The organism is Nocardia heshunensis, from assembly GCF_054782115.1.
The window spans coordinates 1,169,006-1,191,346 of record NZ_BAAGTC010000003.1 but is presented as its reverse complement, the minus strand read 5'-3'; the positions used below and the strand labels follow the sequence as shown (position 1 = coordinate 1,191,346).

The following is a 22,341-nucleotide window of genomic DNA, read 5'->3' as shown; positions in this document are numbered from 1 at the left end:
TCCGAAAGGGGATGGCTTCCGCCATTGTCACTATCGCGACGAAAGGCAATCCGCATGACCCGTATCGACATTCACGCGCATCTGTGGACCGACGAGTACCTGGATCTGCTCGACAGCTACGGGCGCACCGACACGGCGGTGCAGCGCGGGCTGGGCGCGGGGCGCAGCGAAGCGGAGCTGACGGCCCGCTTCGAGCTCAATGATTCGGCGGGCATCGCGCATCAGGTGCTGTCGGTGTCGCCGCAGAACCCGCATTTCGAAGATCCGGCCGCCGCGATCCATTCGGCCCGGGTCGCGAACGATCTGTATGCCGAGGTGGTGTCGGAGTGGCCGGAAAGGTTCTCGGCGTTCGCCGCACTGCCGCTGCCGCATGTCGACGCGGCACTCGAAGAACTCACGCGCGCACTGGATCAGCTGGGCATGGCCGGTGCCACCGTCACCACCGACATCCTCGGGCGTTCACTGGCGGACCCGCTGTTCACGCCGCTGTTCGAGGAGCTCGACCGTCGCGGCTCGGTGCTCTACATCCACCCCTCCGGCCACGACGCGGGGACCGCGCTGATCGGTGACCATCACATGCGCTGGATGGTCGGCGCGCCGGTCGAGGACACCATCGCGGCAATGCAATTGATCCTGGCCGGGATTCCGAGCCGCTACCCGAACCTGAAGATCATCGGCTCGCACCTGGGCGGCGCGCTGCCGATGATCCTGCAGCGCGCCGACAACCAATACCAGTGGGAGTCCCCGGAGACCCCGGAGAAGCCGAGTGTCGCGGCGCGGCGCATGTGGTTCGACACCGTCGGGCACGGGCATGTCCCCGCGATCCGGGCGGCCGCGGACTCCTTCGGCGCCGATCGGCTGCTGCTGGGCACCGACTTTCCCTACGAGAGCGGGGATCTGTTGCGCGAGGCCGTGACCTCGATCCAGGACGCGCTGCCCGCCGCCGAGGCCGCCGCGGTGCTCGACGCGAATGCGGCCGCGGTGCTGGGCCGCTAGCCCTCCGCTCGAGGCCGCCAGCCCCGCGTCCCCGGGAATGCGACGCCCGCGGCCGATTCGGGTGAGAATCGAGGAGTGGTAGCGATCGACGGTCGGGATGGTGGGGCGCGATGACGGCGGCACGGGAGATTCCCGATCCCTGGGCCGAGCGTCGCGGCACCACGCATTGGGTCCCGGCCCGCGGCTTGAGCAACGGCCTCCAGGCCCGCGCCTTCGCCGCGCTGGCCGATCTGGACGAATCCCAGGTCTATCGCGTGCTTTTCGCGCTGTCGGACGCGAGTATCGCCGGATACGTCCTCCCGGTCCGGGTCACCGTGCTCGAGGCCGGTGACCCGGAGGTGGCCTGGCGGCTGTATGTCGACATTCCCCGCTACCGCGCCGCGGAGGATCTGCTGATGCAGTTGCTGCGCTACGGCCGCTCCCGGCGCGCGCCCGCACCGCCGCCGGGCCGTCGCCGACGGCGGCGCGTGCCGCTGGTCCGCAAGACCAGCTGAGCTGATCGCTACTTGTCGGCGATCCGGGCTCGGAAGGGACCGCCGATGCTGTTGAACAGCAGGTCGCCGTTCGGCAGCGCCTCCACGATCGCGTAGGCGCCGTTGCCGAGGTTGGATTGCCCGAAGATGGTGCGGTGCACGGTTTCTCCGGTCTGCCAGTCCAGGCCGGTGACCTCCCAGCCGTCGGACTTGCTGTAGCCGTTGACGAACACCATGCCCGAGGTGGTGGAGACCGCCGGAACCATGGAGGTGGAGACCACGTCGCCGCGCGCCCACACCGAATTCCATTGGTGGGCTTTCGGATCCCATTCGAAGCGCTGCATGCCGTGCGGTGGTGCGTCCACCGGTCCGTTGGCCAGCACATCGGTGAGTCGATCGGGTGCGCCGCCCGCGCCGATGTTCTGGACTACGAACGCGCCGTAGCCGTTCACCACCACCGACTGCTCGGATTGAATGAATTCCGGCTTGGGATCGGGCAATCCGGCGGTCACTTCCGCCTGATCGGCGATGCGGACGGATTTCGTGCCCGGCTTCTGCTGGAAGCCGTCCGGAATCTTGTTGCGCCAGAACGCCACCAGCTTCATGTGGTCGGAACCGTCGGTGATGACGACGAGTTCGTCCTTGTCCGTGCCGTAGCCCATCAAGGTCGGTGTCGATCCGGTGCCGATGCCGAATTTCACCGTCGGCGGTTGGCGGCCGAAATCGTAGGGGGACGACCAGGCGCCGTCGGCTTCGTCGGTGGAGAGCTTGGTGCCGGTCCACACGATTTTGCGCATCACCTTGTCGGAGGCGACGTAGATGCCGTTCTTGTCGTCGATGGCCATCGAATTCGACACGGTCTCGCCCGGGCCGAAATCGATGCGCTGCGGCGTGCCGGTGAGATCGCGGTTCAGCGCGATGACGCCGTGATTGGAGACGACGATGAGATGGCCGTCGTAGGTCATGTTCACGCCGACCACGCCCTCGGGATGACCGAATTCCGTGGCGTCCTTGCTCAGGAACGGTTTCAGATCGACCTGCCCGGCGAGCTGGATGCCGTCCTCGGGCCGGTCCTGGTTCTTCAGTCCGAAGACCAGCAGCTGTGAGTCCTGGGTCGTGTAGTAGACCCGGTTGTCCTTGTCGACCAGGCCGTAGACGCCGTTGATCAGGCGCGTCCAGTCGATGCCCCAGTCGTCGCGCACGGCGGTCTGGATCTGATCGGTGCTGGTGAAATTCTGGTCCAGCACCTGGTCCAGCTGTTGCGGGGAAAGATCTTTGGAGCCTGGCGTGTTCATCGCCGCCACTTCACGGAAGCCGCCGCCCGACACGTCGACGTAGCGCACGCCCTGTGAGGACGAAATCCACCGGTACTGCGGCGATGTGGCGGCCAAGGTGATGATGTTGACCGGTCCGGTGGCCACGCGCGGCATTTGTTTCGGGTCGATCCGGAACGTGCCGCGCGGCACCGGGTCGGCGAAGCTGTCGCTCTGTGCGGAATCCAGATGGGTCACCGCGTATTTGTCGGCGGCCAGATACGGATTGCGCGGCGGTCCCTGCCCCGCGCCGTCACCGCTCGCCGAATTGTTCGTGCTGCCGGTCGAATTGCCCGAATTCGACGAACTGCTACAGCCGCTCAATACGCCCGCGGCTCCGACCGCCACCACCAATAGTGCGACACACGATTTCGAGTACTTCAGTCTCATTCCTCTCCTTACGTCACCGCGAAGCTATCCAGCCTCGGCAAACCCGGCATCGGTCGTCGCGTGGGTCATCGCGCCACGGCCGCGACCACTCGGTTGTGACCTGACTCACGATTCGCCGGACGCTGTTATTACTCCCGAGTAGACTGCGGGTTCCGGCCGGCGGGGGCGTGGGCGGACGTGATTGATACAGCAGGAGGTTCCGTTCCACGCCGAAGGGGCAGGACGTGCTCGGTGATCTGCGGTTGGTTCGTGACTGGTGGCGTGAGGATGTCGACTATCGATGGGTGGTCGACGCGATCGCCGCTCGTTCGGCGCTCGACGCTTTGAGAATCGCGGTCGGATTGTGCGGCCTGACCACCCCGATCATCGCCGTGCTGATCGTGCTCTCACCCACGCGGCCAACGGATTCGGCGTCGCGGGCGGCACTGTGGCTGCTGGTGGGAATCGGGCTGGTGTGGTGTGCGCGCTGGTGGCTGCGGCCCTGGCCCGCCGAGACCGAATCGCTGATCCTGACCGGTGCCGCGGATGTCTGCGTCACCGCAGTCTGCGCGTTGAGTCCGGGTTACGCCGTGCGCGCGGTCGGCATGATGATGCTGTTGATCCTCGGCATCTATGTGAGTGCCCTGCACAGCCCGAAAGTCCTTGCGGTACAGACGATATGGTCGCTGCTGGCGGCGGTACTACTGGCGCTCCCGCTGCTGCGCGGCGGTGACATCACCTCCGCGGTGATCATGCTCCTCGGCATGCTGGCGGCGGTCATGGTGCCGCCCGGACTCCAGTTCTGTTACTCCCTGCTGCGCAGCGAAATGCTCTGCGACCCTTTGACGAGACTGCTGAGCAGGCGTGGTCTGGACTACTACTCGGCGATCTGGTTCGCGCATCCCTGCGCGACCCCGGCCTGCGTGATGATGATCGATCTCGACCGTTTCAAGACCGTCAACGACACTCTCGGCCATGCCATCGGCGACGAGGTGCTGGTCTCCACCGCCGACCGCCTGCGCCGCGCCGCCCCTGCCGACAGCATCGTGTCCCGTTTCGGCGGAGAGGAATTCGCGGTCATCGTCCGGCTGCCCGTCGACCCGGCCGTCGAGGTCGCCGACCGTCTGCGCCGCGCGGTCGCCGAACCGATCGGACCGGTAGCCGTCACCGTCAGCATCGGCCTGGCCCCCTTCCCCGCCCCGGCCGACCCGCTCCGACACGGCGAACTGATCCGCCAAACCCTGTGTGCCGCCGACGGCGCGATGTATCAGGCGAAACAGAAGGGCGGCAATAACGTCGTCATCGCCGGATCGGTGCGAGTACCCGGGTGAAACCCGCGCACACCCGTTCGTCCCGGATCAGAACTTCGTCGGCAGGTACTTGAAGCCGAAACCGAAACCTAGCCCGTGGCGTTGACCCAGTTCGATGCCGAAGGCCGTCAGTCGTTCCAGCAACCGCGCATTCGCCAGCACTCCCGCGTCGATACCGCGCAGCCCGGTGCCTTCGAGCAGGTCCAGGACGTACGCCTTGGTGGCCGCGTCGTCGGCGGCGACGAAGGTGTCCATCGGCAGGTCGTCGAGCACACCGTCGATGAGCACCTGGGCGGGAACGGTGTTGAACGCCTTGACGATCAGACTGGCGGGCAGCGCTCCGGCGAGCTGCTCAGCGGCGCTGGTCGTGGGCGGCAGCGTCAGGCCGGTGTATGTCTCGTCGAGCGGATTGGCGATATCGACGACGATCTTGCCGCGCAGGTCGTCGGCATACTGCCGCGCGAAATCGATGGTGCCCGGATACCAGAGCGCGACCACCACAATGTCCGCACCGACCACACCCGCCACCTCTGTGGCCCGCACCGGAGCGGGCAGATCCGCGGCGATCTCGGCGGCGACCTGCCGCGCGCGCTCCGGATGTCGATCCCCGAGCAGAACCGGGTGACCGGCGGTGGCGAGGCGGGTGGCGATGGCGCGGCCCATACTGCCCGCGCCGACAATCCCGAAAGTGACCATGGTCGGACCTCCATGAAACCGAATCCAGCTGCTGCTGGGGATGATCGGCACGGCGCTGTGCTCGTTCTGGAAGCAACCCACGGTAGTTCGTGCTGGTCACGGCGCAATCGGTTGCCGGATGGGTCGAGCTCACCGGACCATTGCGGTGCTTACGGCGCGAGCCAGTCGGGCAGTTGGGGTAGGTCGGTGCGGGGGATGCCGGTGAAGTGGGGGGTGCGTTTCTCGAGGAAGGATGAAATGCCTTCCAGGAGATCGGGGCTGGTGGCGGCGTAGGGGATGGTTTTCTTGTCGAGGGCGAAGGCGGCTTCGGGGTCGCCGTGGGAGGCCATGGCGACCAGGGAGCGGCGGATGACGGCGGCGGAGGTGGGGGCGATGTTGGTGGCCAGGTCGCGGGCCAGGGTGTAGGCCGCGGGGAGAAGGTCGGCGGGGGAGTGGACGCTGGTCAGCAGACCGGCGACGAGGGCCTCGGGGGCGTCGAAGACGCGGCCGGTGAGCATCCACTCCTTGGCCTTGGCCAGGCCGACCAATTGCGGCAGGAACCAGGTGGAACCGCCTTCGGGGAACAGGCCGCGGCGGGCGAACACGAAGCCGAAACGGGCGGTGTCGCTGGCCAATCGGAAGTCCGCGGCCAGGGTCATTGAGATGCCGACGCCGACCGCCGGGCCTTGGATCGCGACGATGACCGGTTTGTTGAGGTTCGTCATCGGGCGGACCACCCGGGTGGCCGGTTCGTCCGCGTCCGGATCGGCCACGTCGGTGAGCGCGGGTTCGGCGAAATCCATTCCGACGCAGAAGTAGTCACCGGCGGCCGTCAGCACGACGACCCGCACTGCATCGTCGAGATCCGCGGTGGTCAGGGCAGCGCCCAGTTCATCGGCCATCGTCAGCGTGAAACCGTTGCGTGCCGCGGGCCGGTTGAGGGTGATGGTCGCGATCGCGTCCTCGACGCTGTAGATGATCGTCGAAAACGACGTCACGCCGGTCTGACTGACTGCGTCGGCCGCCATGCCGCACCTGCTTCCCAGAAGCTCGAGATATCGGAAGTTGAAGCCTCTCAACGCTTCAGAACCGGGTCAACCCCCGCAGAACTCACCCGCCGCGGGTGAAGTGTCCGAATGGTTGCTGACTTTAGAGTCGAGGGATGGATTCTGAACGGTCGAAGGGTGATCTACCTGCGGGTTCGACTCGGAACGTGTCACGCCGGGCCGCGTTGCTTGGCGCTGCCGCGTCCGCCGCGGCGGGTGCGCTGATCGGTGGCGGGGCGGTCGCGGTGTCCAAACGCGACGACGATTCCTCGAAGTCCCCAGCGTCGGACCGCGGTTCTGTGGACGACGGCCTGGTCTCCTCCCGAGCGTTCGAGGCGATCGTGTGGGGTATGCCGATCGTGAACTTCGATCGGATGCTGCAAGCCGCGATCGGGGTCGGCGGCGGTGCGAACCAGGTCGTGTACTGGTCGAAGCTGCTGGACTGGAAGAACCAGACGCTGACGCCGAATCCGAACGCCATCTATCTGATGCCCTTCTACGACACCTCGGCCGGGCCGATGGTGCTCGACATTCCGCCCGCCGAGGGCGATTCCACCATCACCGGGTCCATCGACTCCGCGTGGCAGACCCCGCTCGCGGATGTCGGACCGGCCGGGACCGACCAGGGTCGGGGCGGGCGCTATCTGATCCTGCCGCCCGGCTACGACGCGCCGATCCCCGACGGATTCATTCCGTTGCGCTCGGAGACCAAGGCCGGCTTCGCGTTGTTGCGCTCGAATCTGAAGAGCGGCAGCGACGCCGATATGGCCGCCGCGGTCGCTTACGGCAAGCGGGCCGGGCTCTATCGCCTCGACGCCGCCGAAAACCCGCCCCCGACACCGTATGTCGACGCCTACGGCAAGGACTTCGACGCCACCATCCCCTACGACCGGACGTTCTTCACCGCGCTGAACCGGCAGGTCCAAGCTGAGGCGTGGCTGCCCCGCGATATGGCGATGATCGATCAACTGACCGCTCTCGGCATCACCGAAGGTGCACTGTACCAGCCTGATTCGCACCTCACCGGGCTGATGGACGCCGCCGCCACCGAGGCCCGCACGTGGCTCGAGCAGCAGTATGTGCGGGCTTTCACCCCGGCCTTCTACGACAACTCGCACTGGGCGCTACCGGTGAATCCGAAACTGCTCCCCGCGCTGCAGAGCGGTTATGCCGACACCTCGAATTACCCGGTGGACGCGCGCGGACTCACCTACTCGTTCATTTTCTTCGCCGCCAAATCCCTGGGCACGGGCCAGTTCTACCTCGTTGCCATCCAGGACGCGGACGGCAACGACATCGACGGGTCCAAGAACTACAAGCTGACCGTGCCCGCCAACGTCCCGGTCAGCCTGTACTGGTCGATCACCGCCTACAACCGCGAAACCGACACCCTCATCAAGGATGTCGACTGGCCCAGTCGTGCCTCCAACACCCCCGGCATCCACACCAACGCCGATGGATCGGTCGATATCTACCTCGGCCCGACCCCGCCCGCGGACGGCAAGTCCAACTGGCTGCCCACCAAGGCGGGCCAGAAGGTGGAAATCATGGCCCGCTTCTACGGCCCCCAACCACCACTGCTGGAGAAGACCTGGAAGCTACCCGACATCCACCGCGTCTGATCGGCTACCGGCCGATCGTGGCCCAGAAGTCGCAGTGGTGGTCGGCGTCGAAGGCCGAAACCGGTTCGGGCGCGGTCGCATCGGGTTTGAACGACGTCAGCTGCGGGTTGTCGCCGGTCATGGCGACCAACCCCGACGGATGGCCCGCGCTGGCGACGAAGTCGCTCCATTGGCGCACCATGAGGTCGCTGAGGGCATGCTGAGCGGGCGTCATCATGAGCCGGGCCGCATCGAATATCGGTGAGCCGCTCCACAGATACGGCAGTTCGCTGGCGTGGAACGCGCCCAGCGGGAAGGTGCTCGGCGGGGACGGGGGATTCGGGTCGGCGAATTCGTAGCCGTAGGTCGGGGTGCCGCCGGACAGCGTCGTCGACTCCGTGCCGATGGCGCAAATGAAGAAGTCGCTGGTGGCGCGCACGAAAGCGTCTACGGGCTGGGCGAAGTCGGTCACGGGGTACTGGGCGACGACCGCGGGGATCTGGTCGGCGGGGACCGGCCAGAAGGTGGGGTTGCCGAGATCGGTGGCCAGGGCAGACGGGTAGTCGGCCGCGCTCAACGTGGGCTTGCCCGGCCCGTTGTAGCGCGACCAGGTCTGGATCGCCCACTCGTCGTGGTTGTCCCCGTTGAGGATCGGAACGGTGTGCAAGGCACCGCGATTCAGCGCGTCGAACCCGCTCATCGGTAGAAACGGTGTGCCGGTGGTGCCATAGTTCGCGTCCGGAGCGTCCCGCAGGATCTCCGAGACCGGCAGGGCGCGTAGGCATTCGGTCATGGTCGCCGGATCGGAACAGCCCAGGTGCGCCGCCGTCGCGGTGCCCGTCGCTTCGGCCTGCGCCTTGTCGGGGGCTTGCAGGCACGGTCCGCTCTCGGTGATTGCGGCCTGGAACAAGCCGGACGAACTCGGTGCGGCCAGCTGCTGACAGATCGAGATGCCGCCCGCCGATTCACCGGCCACCGTCACGCGGCCGGGATCGCCACCGAAGGCTGCGATATTGCGCTGGACCCAGCGCAGCGCCGCCTGCTGATCCTGCAGACCGTAATTGCCGACGTTCCCGTCGGCGGCCTCGAGTTGCGGTACCGCGAGGGTGCCGAGCGCGCCGAGCCGGTAGTTGATGGTCACCACGATGATCGGTGTTCCCGACTGCGTCATGAATTGCTGTGCGCCGTAATCGGATCCGGCGCCGGAGGTGAACGATCCGCCGTGAATCCACACCATGACGGGGAGATTCGTCGCCGCGGCCGTGGGTGTCCAGACATTGAGGTAGAGGCAATCCTCGCTCTGCGCGGGCGCGACCGGATTCGGCGCCCCGCCCGCGCCCTGCGGGCACTGCGGCCCCGGTGCGGTCGCCTCGCGCACCTGTTGCCACGGCGCGGGCGGTTGCGGTGGCTGCCAGCGCAGGTCGCCGACCGGCGGCGCGGCGTACGGGATGCCTGCGAATTCCCAGTACCCCGGCCGGAGTTCGCCACGTACCGGACCCGAATCGAGCGCCACGATCTCGGGCGGATCGGCGGCTGCCGTCCACGCGGCCAGCATGCTCACGACGGCGCACAGCGTCGAAAGGACTGCGGCCCAGCGGATTATCCGGGAGCGGTGTCGCGGGCGGGTGCGCGGAGTGGTCATGGGTGGATCTCCCGGTGTCGTCGGCGTGATTTCTAAAGATTTGCTGTCGAAACGATTAAGTGGTGTTCCAGGGTTTGTTTCCAGGTCGGTATGTTCGCTGAATAGTCGCTGTGCCGCCGTATCAGAAAGAGGATGACGATGCTACCTATCGGTTCCGGGAAGGCGCTGCGGCGCACCGCCGGACGGAGTTTCGCGCTCGTGGCCGGATTGGCGTCCGTGTCGCTGGTGATCGCCGGCTGCGGCGGTTCCAGTGGCTCCGAGGACAACTCGACGTCGGCGAAGACGGTCGGGCCCACCACGACCGCGACCAACTATCCGCTGAATCAGCCGATCACCGTCACCGCCGACAACTTCGTTCGGGCCGAGACCGACCGCGAATTCGCGGCCTTGGTCAAGAAGGGCGGATTGGGGGTGTTCGACCACAATCGCGGTCTCGCGCCCATCGACGCGCAGAGCGTGATCCGCCTCAATCGCGACACGCTGTACTCCAGCGCGGTCATCGATCTGGACGCGGGACCGGTCACCGTCACGCTGCCCGATTCCGGCAAGCGGTTCATGTCGATGCAGGTGATCGACGAGGACGAATACACGCCCGAGGTCATCTACACGCCCGGCCGGTACACCTTCGACCGCAAGAAGATCGGCACCCGCTACGTACTGCTGGGCATCCGCATCTTCGCCGACCCGAACAACCCTGCCGACCTGGACGCCGTGCACGGCTTGCAGGACGCCATCAAGCTCGAGCAGACGGCCAAGGGCACCTTCGAGATTCCGCAGTGGGATACCGCCAGCCAGGATACTGTCCGCAACGCACTGCTCACGCTGGCCGCCACGCTGCCGAATACGAACGGCGCGTTCGGGCCGCGGGGACAGGTGGACGAGGTGCGGCATTTGATCGGCGCGGCGTCGGCGTGGGGTGGCAATCCGGAGAAAGACGCCGTCTATCTCACTGTCACCCCGCCCCGGAACGACGGCACCGTGGACTACCGGTTGCACGTGAAAGACGTTCCCGTGGACGGGTTCTGGTCGGTCAGCCTCTACAACGCGCAGGGCTACTACGAGGCCAACCCGTTCAACGCCTACAACGTCAACAACCAGACCGCCAAGACCAACTCCGACGGATCGGTGGACATCCGCTTCGGCGGCTGCGACGGGACCATTCCCAACTGCCTGCCGATTATGCCCGGCTGGAACTACACGGTGCGCATGTACCGTCCGCAGCAGAGCATCCTCGACGGCAGCTGGACCTTCCCGCAGGCCGAGCCGATCCAGTAGCGCCGGAAAGACAGGGCCGACAACGTCATCGGTGTCGGCCCTGTCGCATGCGGGAAGGCGGCTAGCCACTCGCGGTGGCTCCGAGAATGGTGCCCCCGGTACCGCCGATCAGGCCGCCCAGCGTCGCGCCGATGGCCGCTCCGATCGGTGCGCCGACAATGCAGCCGACTAGGATGAACGGGAGGCCGATCGCACAGCCGACCGCACCGCCGACCAGGGCGCCGCTCACCGCGCCCCGCGCCGCCGCCCGCCGAGCCGGTGCCGTAGGTCTGCAGCAGGCCGCCGATGTCGGCGGCCTGCGCCGCGGGTGGGGCTGGGGCGGGCGTGGTGGTCGGCGGATCGTCCACGACCACCGGATTCGGATTGTCGGTGACGGGCGCCGCGCTCGCGGGCGCGGCGAGTATCCCCGCCGCCGGGATCGCCACCAGCGCCGCCGTTATTCCGGCGACAATTGTCTTGTCGGACATACGCATAGGCTTCTCCTTCTCGTCGCTGCCGATTGTCGGGTCGCCCGTCCCGTAACCTCACCCACCTCCGAAAACGCTAGGAGTAGGTGCTCTCTCGCGAATAGGGCATCGAATCCGTCGCCGGCAGCACGACCGATGTCGAATCGAAGCGGGATGTATACCGTCGCTGCGGTGTTCAAATTCTGGGTCGACCGCGACAAACAACTGGCAGAGCGATTCAGCGCCGCGATCGGCCATCTCGGATCGGAGGGTGTCCTCGTGCGTGCCGGGGCGATTCGGGAACTGGAGCGGGTTATGCACGGCTCGGTCCGCGAGCGCAATCGCGTCCTGCATACGTACGCCGATTTCCTGCGGCTGCGGACGGCCGAGGGCGTCGCACCCGACGAATACGGTTGCCTGCCAGCCGATGTGGCCGCGGTGCTCACGGCGCTGCGAACCCGGCCGAGCATGCTGGCCAAACGTGAGGAGCCGGTGGACCTCACCGGCATCCGTATTCGTGGTCCGGTACTGACGGGGATCCGGCTTGCCGGGGCTCGCCTCGCCCATGCCGAATTGGTGGACGCCGACCTGCGCGAGGCCGACCTGCGCGGCGCGGATCTGCAGTCCGCCCGGCTGATTCGCGCCGACCTGCGCGGTGCGAATCTCACCGGGGCACTGCTCGGCGCGGCCGATCTGATCGGCTCGAACTTGTCGGGTTGCGACCTCACGGGCGCGACCCTGGTGCACGCCAATCTGTTCGGCGCGAATCTCATCGGCGCGGTGCTGACCGACGCCGATTTGCGCGGGGTGCGGCTGGGGCAGACCAAGGGCCTACCCGCGCCCGCCGCCCCACCGGTGGCAGCCGAGGAATGACCCGCTCAGGCGGGCAGACCCAAACCCGCTGCCAGCACCGGCCACGAATTCTTCAACGCGTCCTGCCAATACCCCCACGAATGCGTTCCGGTGGGCTGGAAATCGAAGGTGGCCGGGATGTTCAACTGCGTGAGCCGGTCGGCCAGATTGTGCGAGCACCAGTTGACCGCCGCCTCGATACCGCCGCCCAGCACGATCTGATTCGCGATGCTGCCCGCATTCGGTGCACCCGGGTAGTCGTACTGGCCGGGCACGCCGGTGCCGCTGGAGATGAACAGGTTCATGCCGCGCAGCTGGTCGGCGTGCACGTAGGGGTCGTTGTCCGCCCACATCGGATCACCCTGCGGGCCATACATGTTCACGGTGTTGCCGCCGCCCCACGCCTCGACCGCGAGGTTCACGAACGTGTACCCGACCGGGTCGCTGATCTGCGCACACCCGCTGTAGGCGGCCACCGAGCGGAACAGTCCCGGCTTGGCGATGGCCAGCTGCAGCACCGACGTGCCCGAGGTGGACAGGCCCGCAATGGCATTCGCGCCGTCGGTGCCCAGGCCCGCGTCGATGAGCGGGGGCAGCTCCTCGGTGAAGAACGTCTTCCACTTGTTGACGCCCAGCACGGGATCCGGTGCGCGCCAATCGGTGTAGTAGCTGAACTTGCCGCCGATCGGCAGGATCACGTTGACGTCCTTGTCGGACATGAACTTCAGCGCGTCGGTCTGCTGGGTCCACGACAGCTGATCCTCGCCGCCGCCACCGCCGTTGAGCAGATACAGCGCGGGGTGCGGGGCGGAGGTGTCGGCGGGGCGCTGGACGTCGACCTCGATGTTCTTCTGCATGGCGGCCGAGAACACCTGCAGGCGTAGTGTTCTCGGGCCGGTGACCGTGACGTCGGTGACGGTGGACCCGTCGTCGGAGGTCACCGCGGACAGCAAGTGCGACCCGGCGATCACCGGATCGGGTGCGTCGGCCGTGGCGATCCCGGGCCAGGCCGCGCCGGCCGCGAGCACGGCCGACACCGAACACGTCAGAGCGATGAGCGATTTCCGCGACATGGGGTCTCCTTTTCCGTGGTGAGGGAAAAGTAGGGAATTCGCAGCGGGGCCATATAGGTCACCGCATCCGTCGCTATTCCTTGTCGCCGACGACCTATGTGACGACCGATACGGCATCGCGGACAGGTCCATAACGTCGCTTCCGGTCGATCCACTCGGATCAACCCGCCGCAAGGCGTTACTTCTCGGAAAGGAAGTAATTCAGTGAGCGGATTCCCATTCTTCAATCCCTTCGGCGGTTTCGGCAGCAGCGGGAGCGCAGGCGGCTCCAGCGGATCGGCGACGCCGGGGATCTTCCTCCATTTCCCGGGTAGTGCCTGATCCCTCGGTGCGCGGAAACCGAGCACAACTGAATTGACAACCCATCAACCCATTCGCCCATGGGTGGCTCCGGCGGTTCGGACAGCAATCCGGCCGCCGGAGCTCTCTCCGAAAGGGATTCGGCAGTGAACGAACCGACCATTGTGACCACGTCCGCTGAACTGATGTCCGCCCTCGCGGCGGGGGACACCGATATCCGGATCGCCGGAACCATCCGGAATGCGGGCACGGTGACGCTGCCACCCGGGGTATGCGTGCGCGGCGGCGCACTCGAGGGCGGCGGGCTGCGGCTGACCCGGGACAACACCGTCGCCGACATGGTGGTGACGGTCCCCGAGACCGGCATCGCGATCAGCAACGACTGCTCCGAACCCGATCTGGGCACCCTCACCCTGCGGGCCGTACGCACCCGCGGCCGGGTGCTGCTGCGCGCCGACGGCGTGGTGCGGCTCGGGGAGATCGAGATCGACGGATTGCATGTCGAGGCCGCGGATCTCGGTGGCCGGGCCGGACATCCGGCGGGTGGTGGCGCGCGTCAAGGCGCGATCACCGTGGTCAATCGGCAGCTGGATCCCGGTGCGGCACTGAGCGCTCGGCTGCGCGGGCTGCGCGTGGGCTCGAGCCGGACGCCGGTGCGAGGCTGCGGGGGGTGGTGGTCGGCGGCCGCCACGACGGTGACGGAGGCAAGCTGTGGGTGCGCGAACTGTCCATCGACGAGGTGCACATCGGCGGCGACACCTCCGCCGCACGCGGCTGGCTGGTGCAGGCGGGCATCCTGGTGCAACCCGGCGGGCATATCGGCGATCTGGTCGTCGGCGGTCCGCTGGTCTGCTACGGGCCGCGCCAGATCGCGCTGTACAACCGCGGCTCCATCACCAGATGCCTTGCGCTGCGGTCGATCACGGCGTCCGGCGTGGGCGGTGTCGCCGTCCGTAGCCTGGAGCACATCGGCATGCTCGCGGTGCTCGGGCCGCTGGTCACCTACGGCCGCGACGGGCACGGCGTCGACTTGCGCGGCGGCGGCATCGGGACGGCGGCGTTCCGCAGCGTGACAACCTACGGTGCGGGCGCGATCGGCGTCTCGGTGGCGAACACGGTGCGCCGCTTGCGCATTGCCGAGGACGTGCGCACCTACGGCGACTTCGGCTGCCGGACAGGCGAACCCGCCACCGGGGTGAGCATCCGCAGTGCGGGCCGGGTCGTGTCCCTGCAGGTCTCGGGGTGCCTCGCGAGTCATGGCACCGGCAGTCCCGCGTTGGAGGTCGGCGGCGTGCTGGGCGCGACCCGGATCGGTGGCGGGGTGGTCGCGCACGGCGCGGACGCGGATGCCGTGCGGGTGCACGGGGTGCGCGCCCTGGACCTCGAGGACGTGGTGATCACCGCGACCGGCGGCCGGGCACTGCGGTTGGTGCCGATCCCACGCCGCCCACCCTGCATCCCCGGACCCGACCGAATCGCGGGGTGACCGGGCGTGCAGCGGTCGCAGTCACCGGCCGACCCGTTGGTATGCCACGTGGTTGCCCAAACCGTGACCGATGACTGATGTAGCGACCGATGCGGGTGCTCGCGTCAATATCGACAGTGGTAGGACAGAGTAATACAACTGATCTGGAGGTCTGGCAGTGACATTGCCGGATGGTTACAGCTGTCCTCTGCCCGCCCACCCCGCCGGCACGGGCGATCTGCTCGAAGCCGACGCATACCGGGGCCGCGACCCCGAACTCGCGGCGCTGACCCGACTGCTCGACGGCGCCCGGGTCGGCCGGGGCGCGGCCCTGGTGCTGCACGGCCCGCCCGGCATCGGCAAGACCGCGTTACTACGAGAAACTGCCAGGCGCGCACCAGATTTCCAGGTACTGGCCTGTCAAGGTGTCGCGGCCGAATCGGCAGTGCCGTACTCCGCGCTGCACGAACTCATCTGGCCGCTGGCCGACCGCATCCCCGGATTGCCCGGCACGGCCGCCGACGCCCTGCGCGGACTCCTGCGCCTGGGCCCCCCGAGCGGTGACCGTCTGGCCGTCTGCACCGCAGCGCTCCTCCTGTTCACCCGGGTAGCAACCGAGCAGCCCCTGCTCCTGCTGATCGACGACGCCGATCACCTCGATCCCGGCTCGGCCGCCTGCCTGGCCGGGATCGCGCGGCGAGCCGGTGAGGCCGGCCTGGTGCTGTTGTTCGGCACCCGCGCCGATCCACGTCAATGCGGCCTCGACGCGCTGCCACAGCGTCGGCTGCTCGGGCTCGGCGAGCACGAGGCTCGTGAACTCGTCGTCGCGCATCACCCCGACCTGACCCCCGCGGATCGGCAACGGCTGCTGCGCCTGGCAGAGGGCAATCCACTGGCGCTCACCGAGCCCCTCACCGCCGATGCGCTCGCCACGGTCGCCCCCTTCACCGACGCCGAATGGTGTGCAGATCCGTATCCGTTCGGGCCACGAGTGCGTGCCGCATATGCCGATGTGCTCGAAGGCCTTTCGGAGCAAGCGCGGATGGTCGCGCTGCTCGTCGCGGCCGCCGGAAACGGCGAGGTGACGGCGGTGCGCGCCGCCGCGACCGCCTCCGGGGTGACCGAGGCGCGGTGGTTCGAGGCGCTGGAGTCCGGTCCGCTACAGGTCTGCGACGGTCGAATAATCCTGCGGAACCACATGATTCGCGCAGTGGCCTACCACAGCGCACCCCCCGCACAGCGCCGAGCGGCCCACCGCGCCCTAGCGGAATCCCTTGCGCCCCATCAACCGCTGGTGCCCGGTGAACCGCTCGTGCCGGGTGATCTGCTCGCACCCGCCGAGCCGCTCGCGCCCGGTGACCTGCTCGTGCCTACCGGACCTGGTGCGCTTGTTGAACTGCCCGCGCCTGCTGAATCGGTCATGCCGACTGGGCGCCTCGCCCCGATGAAGCCGGTCGCGCCTGCGGAGTCGGTTGGTGAATTGGTCGCGGGGGATGAAGTGGCGCGGCGGCGGCGATGGGTGTCGGCGCAGCGGCAATTGGCGGCCGCGGCGGCTGGGCCGGATGAAGGTCTGGCGGCTGAACTGACTACTGCTGCAGCCGATCTTGGGCGGGATGACGAGCGTCTTGCGGGGGCCGATCTGCTGTATCGGGCGGCGCTGCTGTCGCCGGACTCGAGGGCAGCGGCTGTCCGGCTCGCGCGTTCGGCGCGCGCTGCCTTCGTGGGTGGTGATATCGACGCGGCTCGGGCATTGCTGGAGCGGGCCGAACGCGGTGGTGGCCGGGAGTTGGCGGCGCGGGAGAGCGATGGGTTGGCGGGAGTGCTGGCCCTGGGAAGTGGTGATCTCGAGGGTGCGCACCGGGAAGTGGACCGGGATCGGGCGGTGGTCGATGTCGCCGCCCAGGCTGAACTGTGCTTTACCGCGGACCGGGCGGCGTGGATCAACGGGCGGAAATGGAATCTCGGGACTGCCTTCCGGGATGGCACGGTCGAGCCGTGGCGGCTGCCGCCGGGGGTGCTGGCCGTGGCGTCGGGCCGGGCGGTCGCCGCGCTCGACTGTTACCGAGCGGCGGGCCGGACGGCTCGCGAACGTGGCGAATCTTCCTGGCAGGCACTGATGCTCGCGCAATCGGCGCGGGTGCGGCTGTCGCTGGGGCAGTGGGGCGACGCGGCGGCGGATGCCGGTGCCGCACTCGACCTCGCCGAGCCGAACGGACTCACCAATTCCGCAGTGCAGAGCTTGAATACGCTCGCCCTGCATGCTGCGTTCACCGGTGATCGGGAGACGGCCGAGCGATTGTGTGAACGGTCGCTGGAGCTTTCGCGTCCGCTGCGGTTAGCGGTCTTGAGCGGACCGGCCTGGATGGCGTTGGGTGCGGCCGCACTCGCCATGGGTGATCCCGAAGTCGCGTTGGCGCGTCTGACGCCGCTGGTCGATCCCGAGCACGAGGCCCACCATCCGACCCTCGCCGCGCTCGGTGCGCTGGACGGCATCGAGGCGGCCGTGCGCCTGGGCCGCCCGGCCCCGGCCGCGGAATTCCTGACGGTACTGCGGGATTGGGCCGCCGACTCCGACGCCGCGTGGGCCGTCGCGGCTGTCGCCTGCGGGCGGGCGCTGGTGGATGGCGACGCGACGGCCGAACGCCACTTCAGCGCGGCGTTGACTGCCTCCGAGTCGAGCGGATTGCCCTTCCGCCACGCCAGAATCCAACTGCTCTACGGCGAATGGCTGCGTCGCACTCGCCGCCGCAGCGTCGCCCGCGAGCAACTCGAGGCCGCCGCAACGACCTTCGAGCGCCTCGGCGCACGCCCCTGGGCACAGCGCGCCCGCCAGGAATCCGACCTCGTCGACGCCCGCTCCTGCCTGCGGGTCGGCGACGACCGGGACGAATTGCTGACCCCTCAGGAAGCGCGGGTGGCGCGGCTGGCCGCCACCGGAGACACCAACCGTGAGATCGCCGCCCGCCTGGCCATCAGCCACCGCACCGTCGGCCACCACCTCTCCCGCGTCTTCGACAAACTCGGAGTCCGCTGCCGCGAGGACCTCGCCCGCTCGCCGCATCTGCACGAAGCTGCCGACATCCGCTGAGCCGGAGTGGCGGTGCGGTCAGGTCGGGGCGTGGAGTTCCGGATCGAAATCGAGGGTGGATAGTTCGTCGCGGCTGCTGATGCCGAGTTTCGGGAACACGTGGGAGAGATGGTGTCCCACCGTGCGGGGGCTGATGAACAGTTGGGCGGCGATGTCGCGGTTGGTGAGGCCCTTGGCGGCCAGGCGGGTGACGCGCAGTTCCTGGGGAGTCAGCAGGGTGCGGCTGGATTCGGTAGGGGTGGTGTCGGTCGGCTCGCCCGCGAGGGCCGACTCCTGGCGGGTTCGCGCGGACCACGGCACGGCGCGCAATTGGTCGAAAACCCTTAGCGCGGAGGCGAGTTGGGTGCGGGCATCGGTGCGGCGGCGGGAGCGACGCAGCCATTCGCCGTAGAGCAGCTGGGTGCGGGCCTGTTGGAACGGTCGGGTGGCGGCTTCCGGCACCGCGAGCGCGTCGCGGAACAGCTGTTCGGCCTGCTCGCCATCGGCGGCCAGTGCCCGGGCCAGCGCCGTCGCGGCGATCGCCCAGCTCGCGCCGGTGCGGTCGGCCCAGGCGGCGAGGACGGCGGTGGCCGTGGCGGCCTCGCCGGTGTGGCCCAGGCGGATGGCGGCCTCGATGGCGTCGGGTGCGGCCAGCGCGGCGAGAGTCGGGTGGTGGGCCTCGTGCCCGGGCTCGAGGATCGGCGCGAGAAAACCCCACGCGGACTCCGCATTTCCGGCACCGAGCGCGTCCAGGCCCAGATTCCAGTACGCGGCGGCATTGAGCGCCGCGACCCGGTGCGGGCGGCTCAGGGCCAGTGCGCGTTCGGTGGCCTCGACCGCGTCGGCATGCTCACCGCGCACAGCCGCGAGCCAGCCCACCGTGATCAGTGCCCGCGCCAGCGGATTCGGCTGTCCTTGCCGCTCGGCCAGATATAAAGCGTCCGCGGCGTTTTCGGCGGCGTCGTCCCAGCGGCCCAGGGTCAGCGCGAGCATCGCGAGCGAATTGTGCGCCACCAGCATCCCGGTCGTGCTCCCGGCGATGCGCACGTCCTGGGAGACCCGCCGGAACAGCTCCCACGCCGGTTCCACCTTGCCGATCGCGGCCGCGTGAATCGGCGGCGGCAGTCGCCACAACCCGTGCAGATGTTCGCCCGCGGCCAGCGCCTCGAACACCTCACCGTCGTGGTCGGCGGCCGGATCGCCCAGTCCCGCCGACCATTCCGCCCGCCGGGCCAGGTGGCGCAGCTCCGGTTCCAGGTACGGTCCCGCGACGGCCGCGTCGCGCTCGAACAATTCCAGCGCGCGGTTCGGATCGCCGTGGCCCAGTTCGATCATGCCCTCCAGGCCGCCGCTGAACCGCACCGCGGTTTCGTGGCCCGCGGCCGCCTCGGCCCGGCGCAGCAGCTCGCGCGCGGAATCCCCATGGCCGCTTTCCCATTCGATCCGCGCCGCCAGCGCGAGCCGCTCACCCGCCGTCGCCGGGTCGGGGGAGAGTTCGACGGCGCGCGACAGTGCGCGCACCGCGGACTGGTGGGCCCCGCGCATCCAGGCCCGCGCCGCGGTGGTCTGCAACTCCGCGGCCACCTGCTCGTCGGGGGTATCGGTGGCGAAGGCCGCATGCCAGGCCCGCCGGTCACTGTCGAGGCCGGCGGCCGGGGTGGCCAACGCCCGGTGCACGGCGCGCCGCTCGGCCGCTCCCGCGCGGTCGTACACCACCGCTCGAATCAGAGGGTGCCGCAGCAGGATTCGCTCGTCGACGTACTGCAGCAGCCCAGTCAGCCGAGCCTGCTGCCACACGTCGTCGTCGAGTCCAAGCTCGAGCCCGGCGGCGTGCACGGATCGCAGCTCGGCCCCGTCGCCCGCGGCCACGATCAGCAGCGCGGTCCGCACCGGTCCAGGCAGGGCCGCCACCCGGGTCTCGAACGCCCGCCGCAGCCGCGGGCCCACGGACACCGGCTCGTTCGGATCAGCCTCGTCCACAGCGGTATTCGCTGTCGCCGTGAGCTGCGTGTCCGCACCGACGGCCCCGAGCCGCGGCCCCATCGACTCCGGAAGTTCGCGCAGCGCAAGAGGATTGCCGTCGGCGACCGCCAACACCCGGTCGATCCGATCGGCGGGCAGCTCGGGGTACTTGTCGGTGACCAGTCGGCGGGCGTCCTCCGGGCCGAGGCCCCGCACATCCAGCACCGGCAGTCCGTCGCAACTGGTGCCGATGGGCTGCTCGTGTGCGGTGAACAGCACCAGGATCGATTCCCCCTCCACCCGGCGGGTCAGAAACGACAGGCAACTCACCGAAGCCGCGTCCAGCCACTGGGTGTCGTCGACGATCACCAGCACCGGCCGGTCCTCGGCCACCTCCGACAGCAGTGTCAGCACCGCCACGCCGACCAGGAAGGGGTCGTGGGCGCGGTCGGACAGACCCAGCGCGCCACGCAACGCCTCGGCCTGCGGTTCCGGCAGCAGATCGAGGCGATCGACGAGCGGCCACAGCAACTCGTGCAGCGCCGCGAACGCGAGGATCGACTCCGCGCGGGTGCCGCGACACCGCAGCACCAGGAAGTCGGCGGCCCGGTCGGCGGCATAGCCGAGCAAGGCGGTCTTGCCGATCCCCGGATCTCCCCACAGCACCAGCGCCGAACCCTGCCCGCCTCGGGCCGCATCCAATGCCCGGTCCAGCACGGCCTCCTCGGCCGCGCGCCCGAGGAGCCGCTCAGTGGTGTCGGGCAACCGTCGCTCCCGTCGTCATCTCCGCGTCCGCGCCCGGTCTCCGGGGGTATCGAACCTGTTCAGTGGGGTATCGCCTGACCCAGGATAGCGGCGCTGCGAGAGTGTGCCGGTCGGCAGCATATGCCCGGCTACCTATGCGATGACCGATGTCGGCTCCCGGGCCCCGGCCTAACTTCGGAACGAACGAAGCGTTCACCGCAGCCGAGGGGACGCACCCGCAGGAAGGAGTTGCCATGTCGCAGGACTGCATTGCCGTCGACACCGCCGACGACCTGACCCGTGCTCTAGACGGGGGCGTCCGGTCCATCCGCATCGCGGGCACGCTGAGCGGGCTCACGGGCTTGCGACTGCCGCGCGGGGTGATCCTCACCGGCGGCGTCCTCGAATTCGATTCCGGGGGAATCACTCTCACCCAGGACAACGAACTGCGGGACATCACCGTGCGCACCACGGTCACCGAGGTCGCGATCGGCAATGACTGCGCCGTCAGCGATTTCGGGGTGCTAGCGCTGCGCGGCGTGACCACCCACGGCCAGGTACTGCTCGAGGCCGCCCGCGCGGTCCGGGGCGGGCACGTCGAGATCGACGGCCTCACCGTGACCGCCGCCGACACCCGAGGCCGGACCGTGCTGTCCAGCGGTTACGGGGTGCGGGCACGGCAGGGCGCGGTGACGGTGTGGAACCGGCAGGACGACCCGTCGGCGGTGCTGACCGCCCGGCTGCGCGGGGTCGCGGTGGGCACCGCGGACGCACCGGTGCGTGGCAGTGGAGTCATGGTCGGCGCGCTGCGCAGCGACGGGTCCGGCGGGCGGATGCTGGTGTCCGCATTGTCCACCGGCGAGATCTACATCGACGGCGGAATCGACACCGGCACAGCCGATCTCATCAGCGGAGGGGTCTTCGTCCTCGGCGGAGGACAGGTCGGCACGGTGGTCAACGAAGGCCCGGTCACCACCTACGGGCCCAATGACATGGTGCTCGACAACTGGGGTTCGGTGCTGCGCTGGATCGCCCGGGCGCCGGTGACCTCGTTCGGACCCAGCGGGATCGGCTTCGTCAACTTCGGGGATATCGACGATCTGCAGGTGCGGGCCCCGATCGTCACCCACGGCCCGGGGGCGCGCGGCTTCAACCTCTACGAGGGCCGCGTGCGGCAGGCCGATTTCGCGGGCATCACCACGCACGGTGACGGCGCGGTCGGCTTCGAGGTGACCCGGAAGATGGGACGGCTGGCCATCAGCGGCGACCTGCACACCCACGGCGGCCGGGCGCCGAGCCTGGTACGCGGCGTGCAGACCGACCTGGAAGCGGTGGCGTTGAGCATCAAACCCGGCGGCGGCATCGAGACCGTCGACATCGGCGGTCGGTTGATGAGCGAGGGCGCGGGGGTTCCCGCCGTCGAAATCGGGGGCACGCTGGGCAGATTGGAGGTGGCGGGCGGTATCAGCGCGCTCGGCGACGGCGCGGACGGCGTCCACGTCCTGTTCGGTGAGCGCTTCGATCTGGCCGACACCGAGATCGATGCCCGGCACGGGAAGCCGCTGTCGTACACGGCGGCAGGCTGACCGCCCACACCCGTGCCGTCCCCGGAGCCGCCCGCGTGTCCCTTCCCGGCCGGGGGAGTGTCACGCGACCGGGGGCGACGCGCCCGCCGGCGTCTGCCGCCCCGCCGAGATCCGTGGTCGGCATTGGGGTTGGGGCGGCAGACGCC

Annotated in this window: 18 protein-coding genes; 10 read left to right on the top strand and 8 right to left on the bottom strand. The window is 68.7% G+C overall.

Annotated elements, in window-relative coordinates:
* Positions 1–54: 54 nt before the first annotated feature.
* Positions 55–996 (top strand): amidohydrolase family protein, encoded by a 942-nt coding sequence (locus ACYVN4_RS12475; RefSeq protein ID WP_460720434.1) that lies wholly within the window; start codon positions 55–57, stop codon positions 994–996.
* A gap of 110 nt (positions 997–1,106) precedes the next feature.
* On the top strand, positions 1,107–1,490 hold the full coding sequence (locus ACYVN4_RS12470) for a hypothetical protein (protein WP_460720432.1): 384 nt from the start codon (positions 1,107–1,109) through the stop codon (positions 1,488–1,490).
* Positions 1,491–1,498: 8 nt separating this feature from the next.
* On the opposite strand, the gene ACYVN4_RS12465 is transcribed toward ACYVN4_RS12470, so the two are convergent.
* Positions 1,499–3,172 carry a hypothetical protein gene (locus ACYVN4_RS12465; protein ID WP_460720430.1) on the bottom strand — a complete coding sequence of 558 codons (1,674 nt, stop codon included), beginning with the start codon at positions 3,170–3,172 and terminating at the stop codon, positions 1,499–1,501.
* A 224-nt stretch (positions 3,173–3,396) separates the two neighbouring features.
* Between ACYVN4_RS12465 and ACYVN4_RS12460 the strand changes: the two genes are divergently transcribed.
* Positions 3,397–4,482, top strand: coding sequence for a GGDEF domain-containing protein (locus ACYVN4_RS12460; RefSeq protein WP_460720428.1), 1,086 nt, complete (start codon positions 3,397–3,399; stop codon positions 4,480–4,482).
* A gap of 27 nt (positions 4,483–4,509) precedes the next feature.
* Here ACYVN4_RS12460 and ACYVN4_RS12455 read toward each other — a convergent pair whose 3' ends face one another.
* Positions 4,510–5,157, bottom strand: coding sequence for an NADPH-dependent F420 reductase (locus ACYVN4_RS12455; protein WP_460720426.1), 648 nt, complete (start codon positions 5,155–5,157; stop codon positions 4,510–4,512).
* A gap of 149 nt (positions 5,158–5,306) precedes the next feature.
* Positions 5,307–6,164, bottom strand: coding sequence for an enoyl-CoA hydratase-related protein (locus ACYVN4_RS12450; protein ID WP_460720424.1), 858 nt, complete (start codon positions 6,162–6,164; stop codon positions 5,307–5,309).
* 185 nt (positions 6,165–6,349) lie between these two features.
* Here ACYVN4_RS12450 and ACYVN4_RS12445 point away from each other — a divergent pair, with 185 nt between their 5' ends.
* Complete coding sequence (locus tag ACYVN4_RS12445) at positions 6,350–7,804, top strand: DUF1214 domain-containing protein (RefSeq protein ID WP_460720422.1); 1,455 nt, start codon at positions 6,350–6,352, stop codon at positions 7,802–7,804.
* A gap of 4 nt (positions 7,805–7,808) precedes the next feature.
* Here ACYVN4_RS12445 and ACYVN4_RS12440 read toward each other — a convergent pair whose 3' ends face one another.
* Complete coding sequence (locus ACYVN4_RS12440) at positions 7,809–9,425, bottom strand: carboxylesterase/lipase family protein (RefSeq protein WP_460720420.1); 1,617 nt, start codon at positions 9,423–9,425, stop codon at positions 7,809–7,811.
* 132 nt (positions 9,426–9,557) lie between these two features.
* Here ACYVN4_RS12440 and ACYVN4_RS12435 point away from each other — a divergent pair, with 132 nt between their 5' ends.
* Positions 9,558–10,700 carry a DUF1254 domain-containing protein gene (locus ACYVN4_RS12435; protein ID WP_460720418.1) on the top strand — a complete coding sequence of 381 codons (1,143 nt, stop codon included), beginning with the start codon at positions 9,558–9,560 and terminating at the stop codon, positions 10,698–10,700.
* Positions 10,701–10,761: 61 nt separating this feature from the next.
* Here ACYVN4_RS12435 and ACYVN4_RS12430 read toward each other — a convergent pair whose 3' ends face one another.
* Positions 10,762–10,929, bottom strand: coding sequence for a hypothetical protein (locus ACYVN4_RS12430; RefSeq protein WP_460720416.1), 168 nt, complete (start codon positions 10,927–10,929; stop codon positions 10,762–10,764).
* 56 nt (positions 10,930–10,985) lie between these two features.
* On the opposite strand from ACYVN4_RS12430, the gene ACYVN4_RS12425 reads away from it, so the two are divergent.
* Positions 10,986–11,222, top strand: a complete 237-nt coding sequence (locus tag ACYVN4_RS12425) for a hypothetical protein (RefSeq protein ID WP_460720414.1) — start codon at positions 10,986–10,988, stop codon at positions 11,220–11,222.
* A 116-nt stretch (positions 11,223–11,338) separates the two neighbouring features.
* Positions 11,339–12,019: a pentapeptide repeat-containing protein gene (locus ACYVN4_RS12420; protein ID WP_460720412.1), complete on the top strand. Its 681-nt coding sequence runs from the start codon at positions 11,339–11,341 to the stop codon at positions 12,017–12,019.
* A 5-nt stretch (positions 12,020–12,024) separates the two neighbouring features.
* Here the strand turns inward: ACYVN4_RS12420 and ACYVN4_RS12415 are convergent, their stop codons facing one another.
* Both ACYVN4_RS12415 and ACYVN4_RS12410 read right to left on the bottom strand, forming a co-directional pair.
* Entirely contained in the window at positions 12,025–13,071 is a 1,047-nt protein-coding gene (locus ACYVN4_RS12415) for an alpha/beta hydrolase (protein WP_460720410.1), read from the bottom strand.
* A 365-nt stretch (positions 13,072–13,436) separates the two neighbouring features.
* Complete coding sequence (locus ACYVN4_RS12410) at positions 13,437–13,931, bottom strand: hypothetical protein (RefSeq protein WP_460720408.1); 495 nt, start codon at positions 13,929–13,931, stop codon at positions 13,437–13,439.
* Positions 13,932–14,041: 110 nt separating this feature from the next.
* Between ACYVN4_RS12410 and ACYVN4_RS12405 the strand changes: the two genes are divergently transcribed.
* Positions 14,042–14,857 (top strand): hypothetical protein, encoded by an 816-nt coding sequence (locus ACYVN4_RS12405; protein WP_460720406.1) that lies wholly within the window; start codon positions 14,042–14,044, stop codon positions 14,855–14,857.
* A gap of 157 nt (positions 14,858–15,014) precedes the next feature.
* Positions 15,015–17,924 (top strand): helix-turn-helix transcriptional regulator, encoded by a 2,910-nt coding sequence (locus ACYVN4_RS12400; RefSeq protein ID WP_460720404.1) that lies wholly within the window; start codon positions 15,015–15,017, stop codon positions 17,922–17,924.
* Between the two features lie 18 nt (positions 17,925–17,942).
* On the opposite strand, the gene ACYVN4_RS12395 is transcribed toward ACYVN4_RS12400, so the two are convergent.
* On the bottom strand, positions 17,943–20,630 hold the full coding sequence (locus ACYVN4_RS12395) for a helix-turn-helix transcriptional regulator (RefSeq protein ID WP_460720402.1): 2,688 nt from the start codon (positions 20,628–20,630) through the stop codon (positions 17,943–17,945).
* 233 nt (positions 20,631–20,863) lie between these two features.
* Between ACYVN4_RS12395 and ACYVN4_RS12390 the strand changes: the two genes are divergently transcribed.
* The gene (locus ACYVN4_RS12390) at positions 20,864–22,195 is read left to right on the top strand and encodes a hypothetical protein (protein WP_460720400.1); all 1,332 of its coding nucleotides are present in this window, start codon (positions 20,864–20,866) and stop codon (positions 22,193–22,195) included.
* The last annotated feature ends 146 nt before the right edge of the window (positions 22,196–22,341 follow it).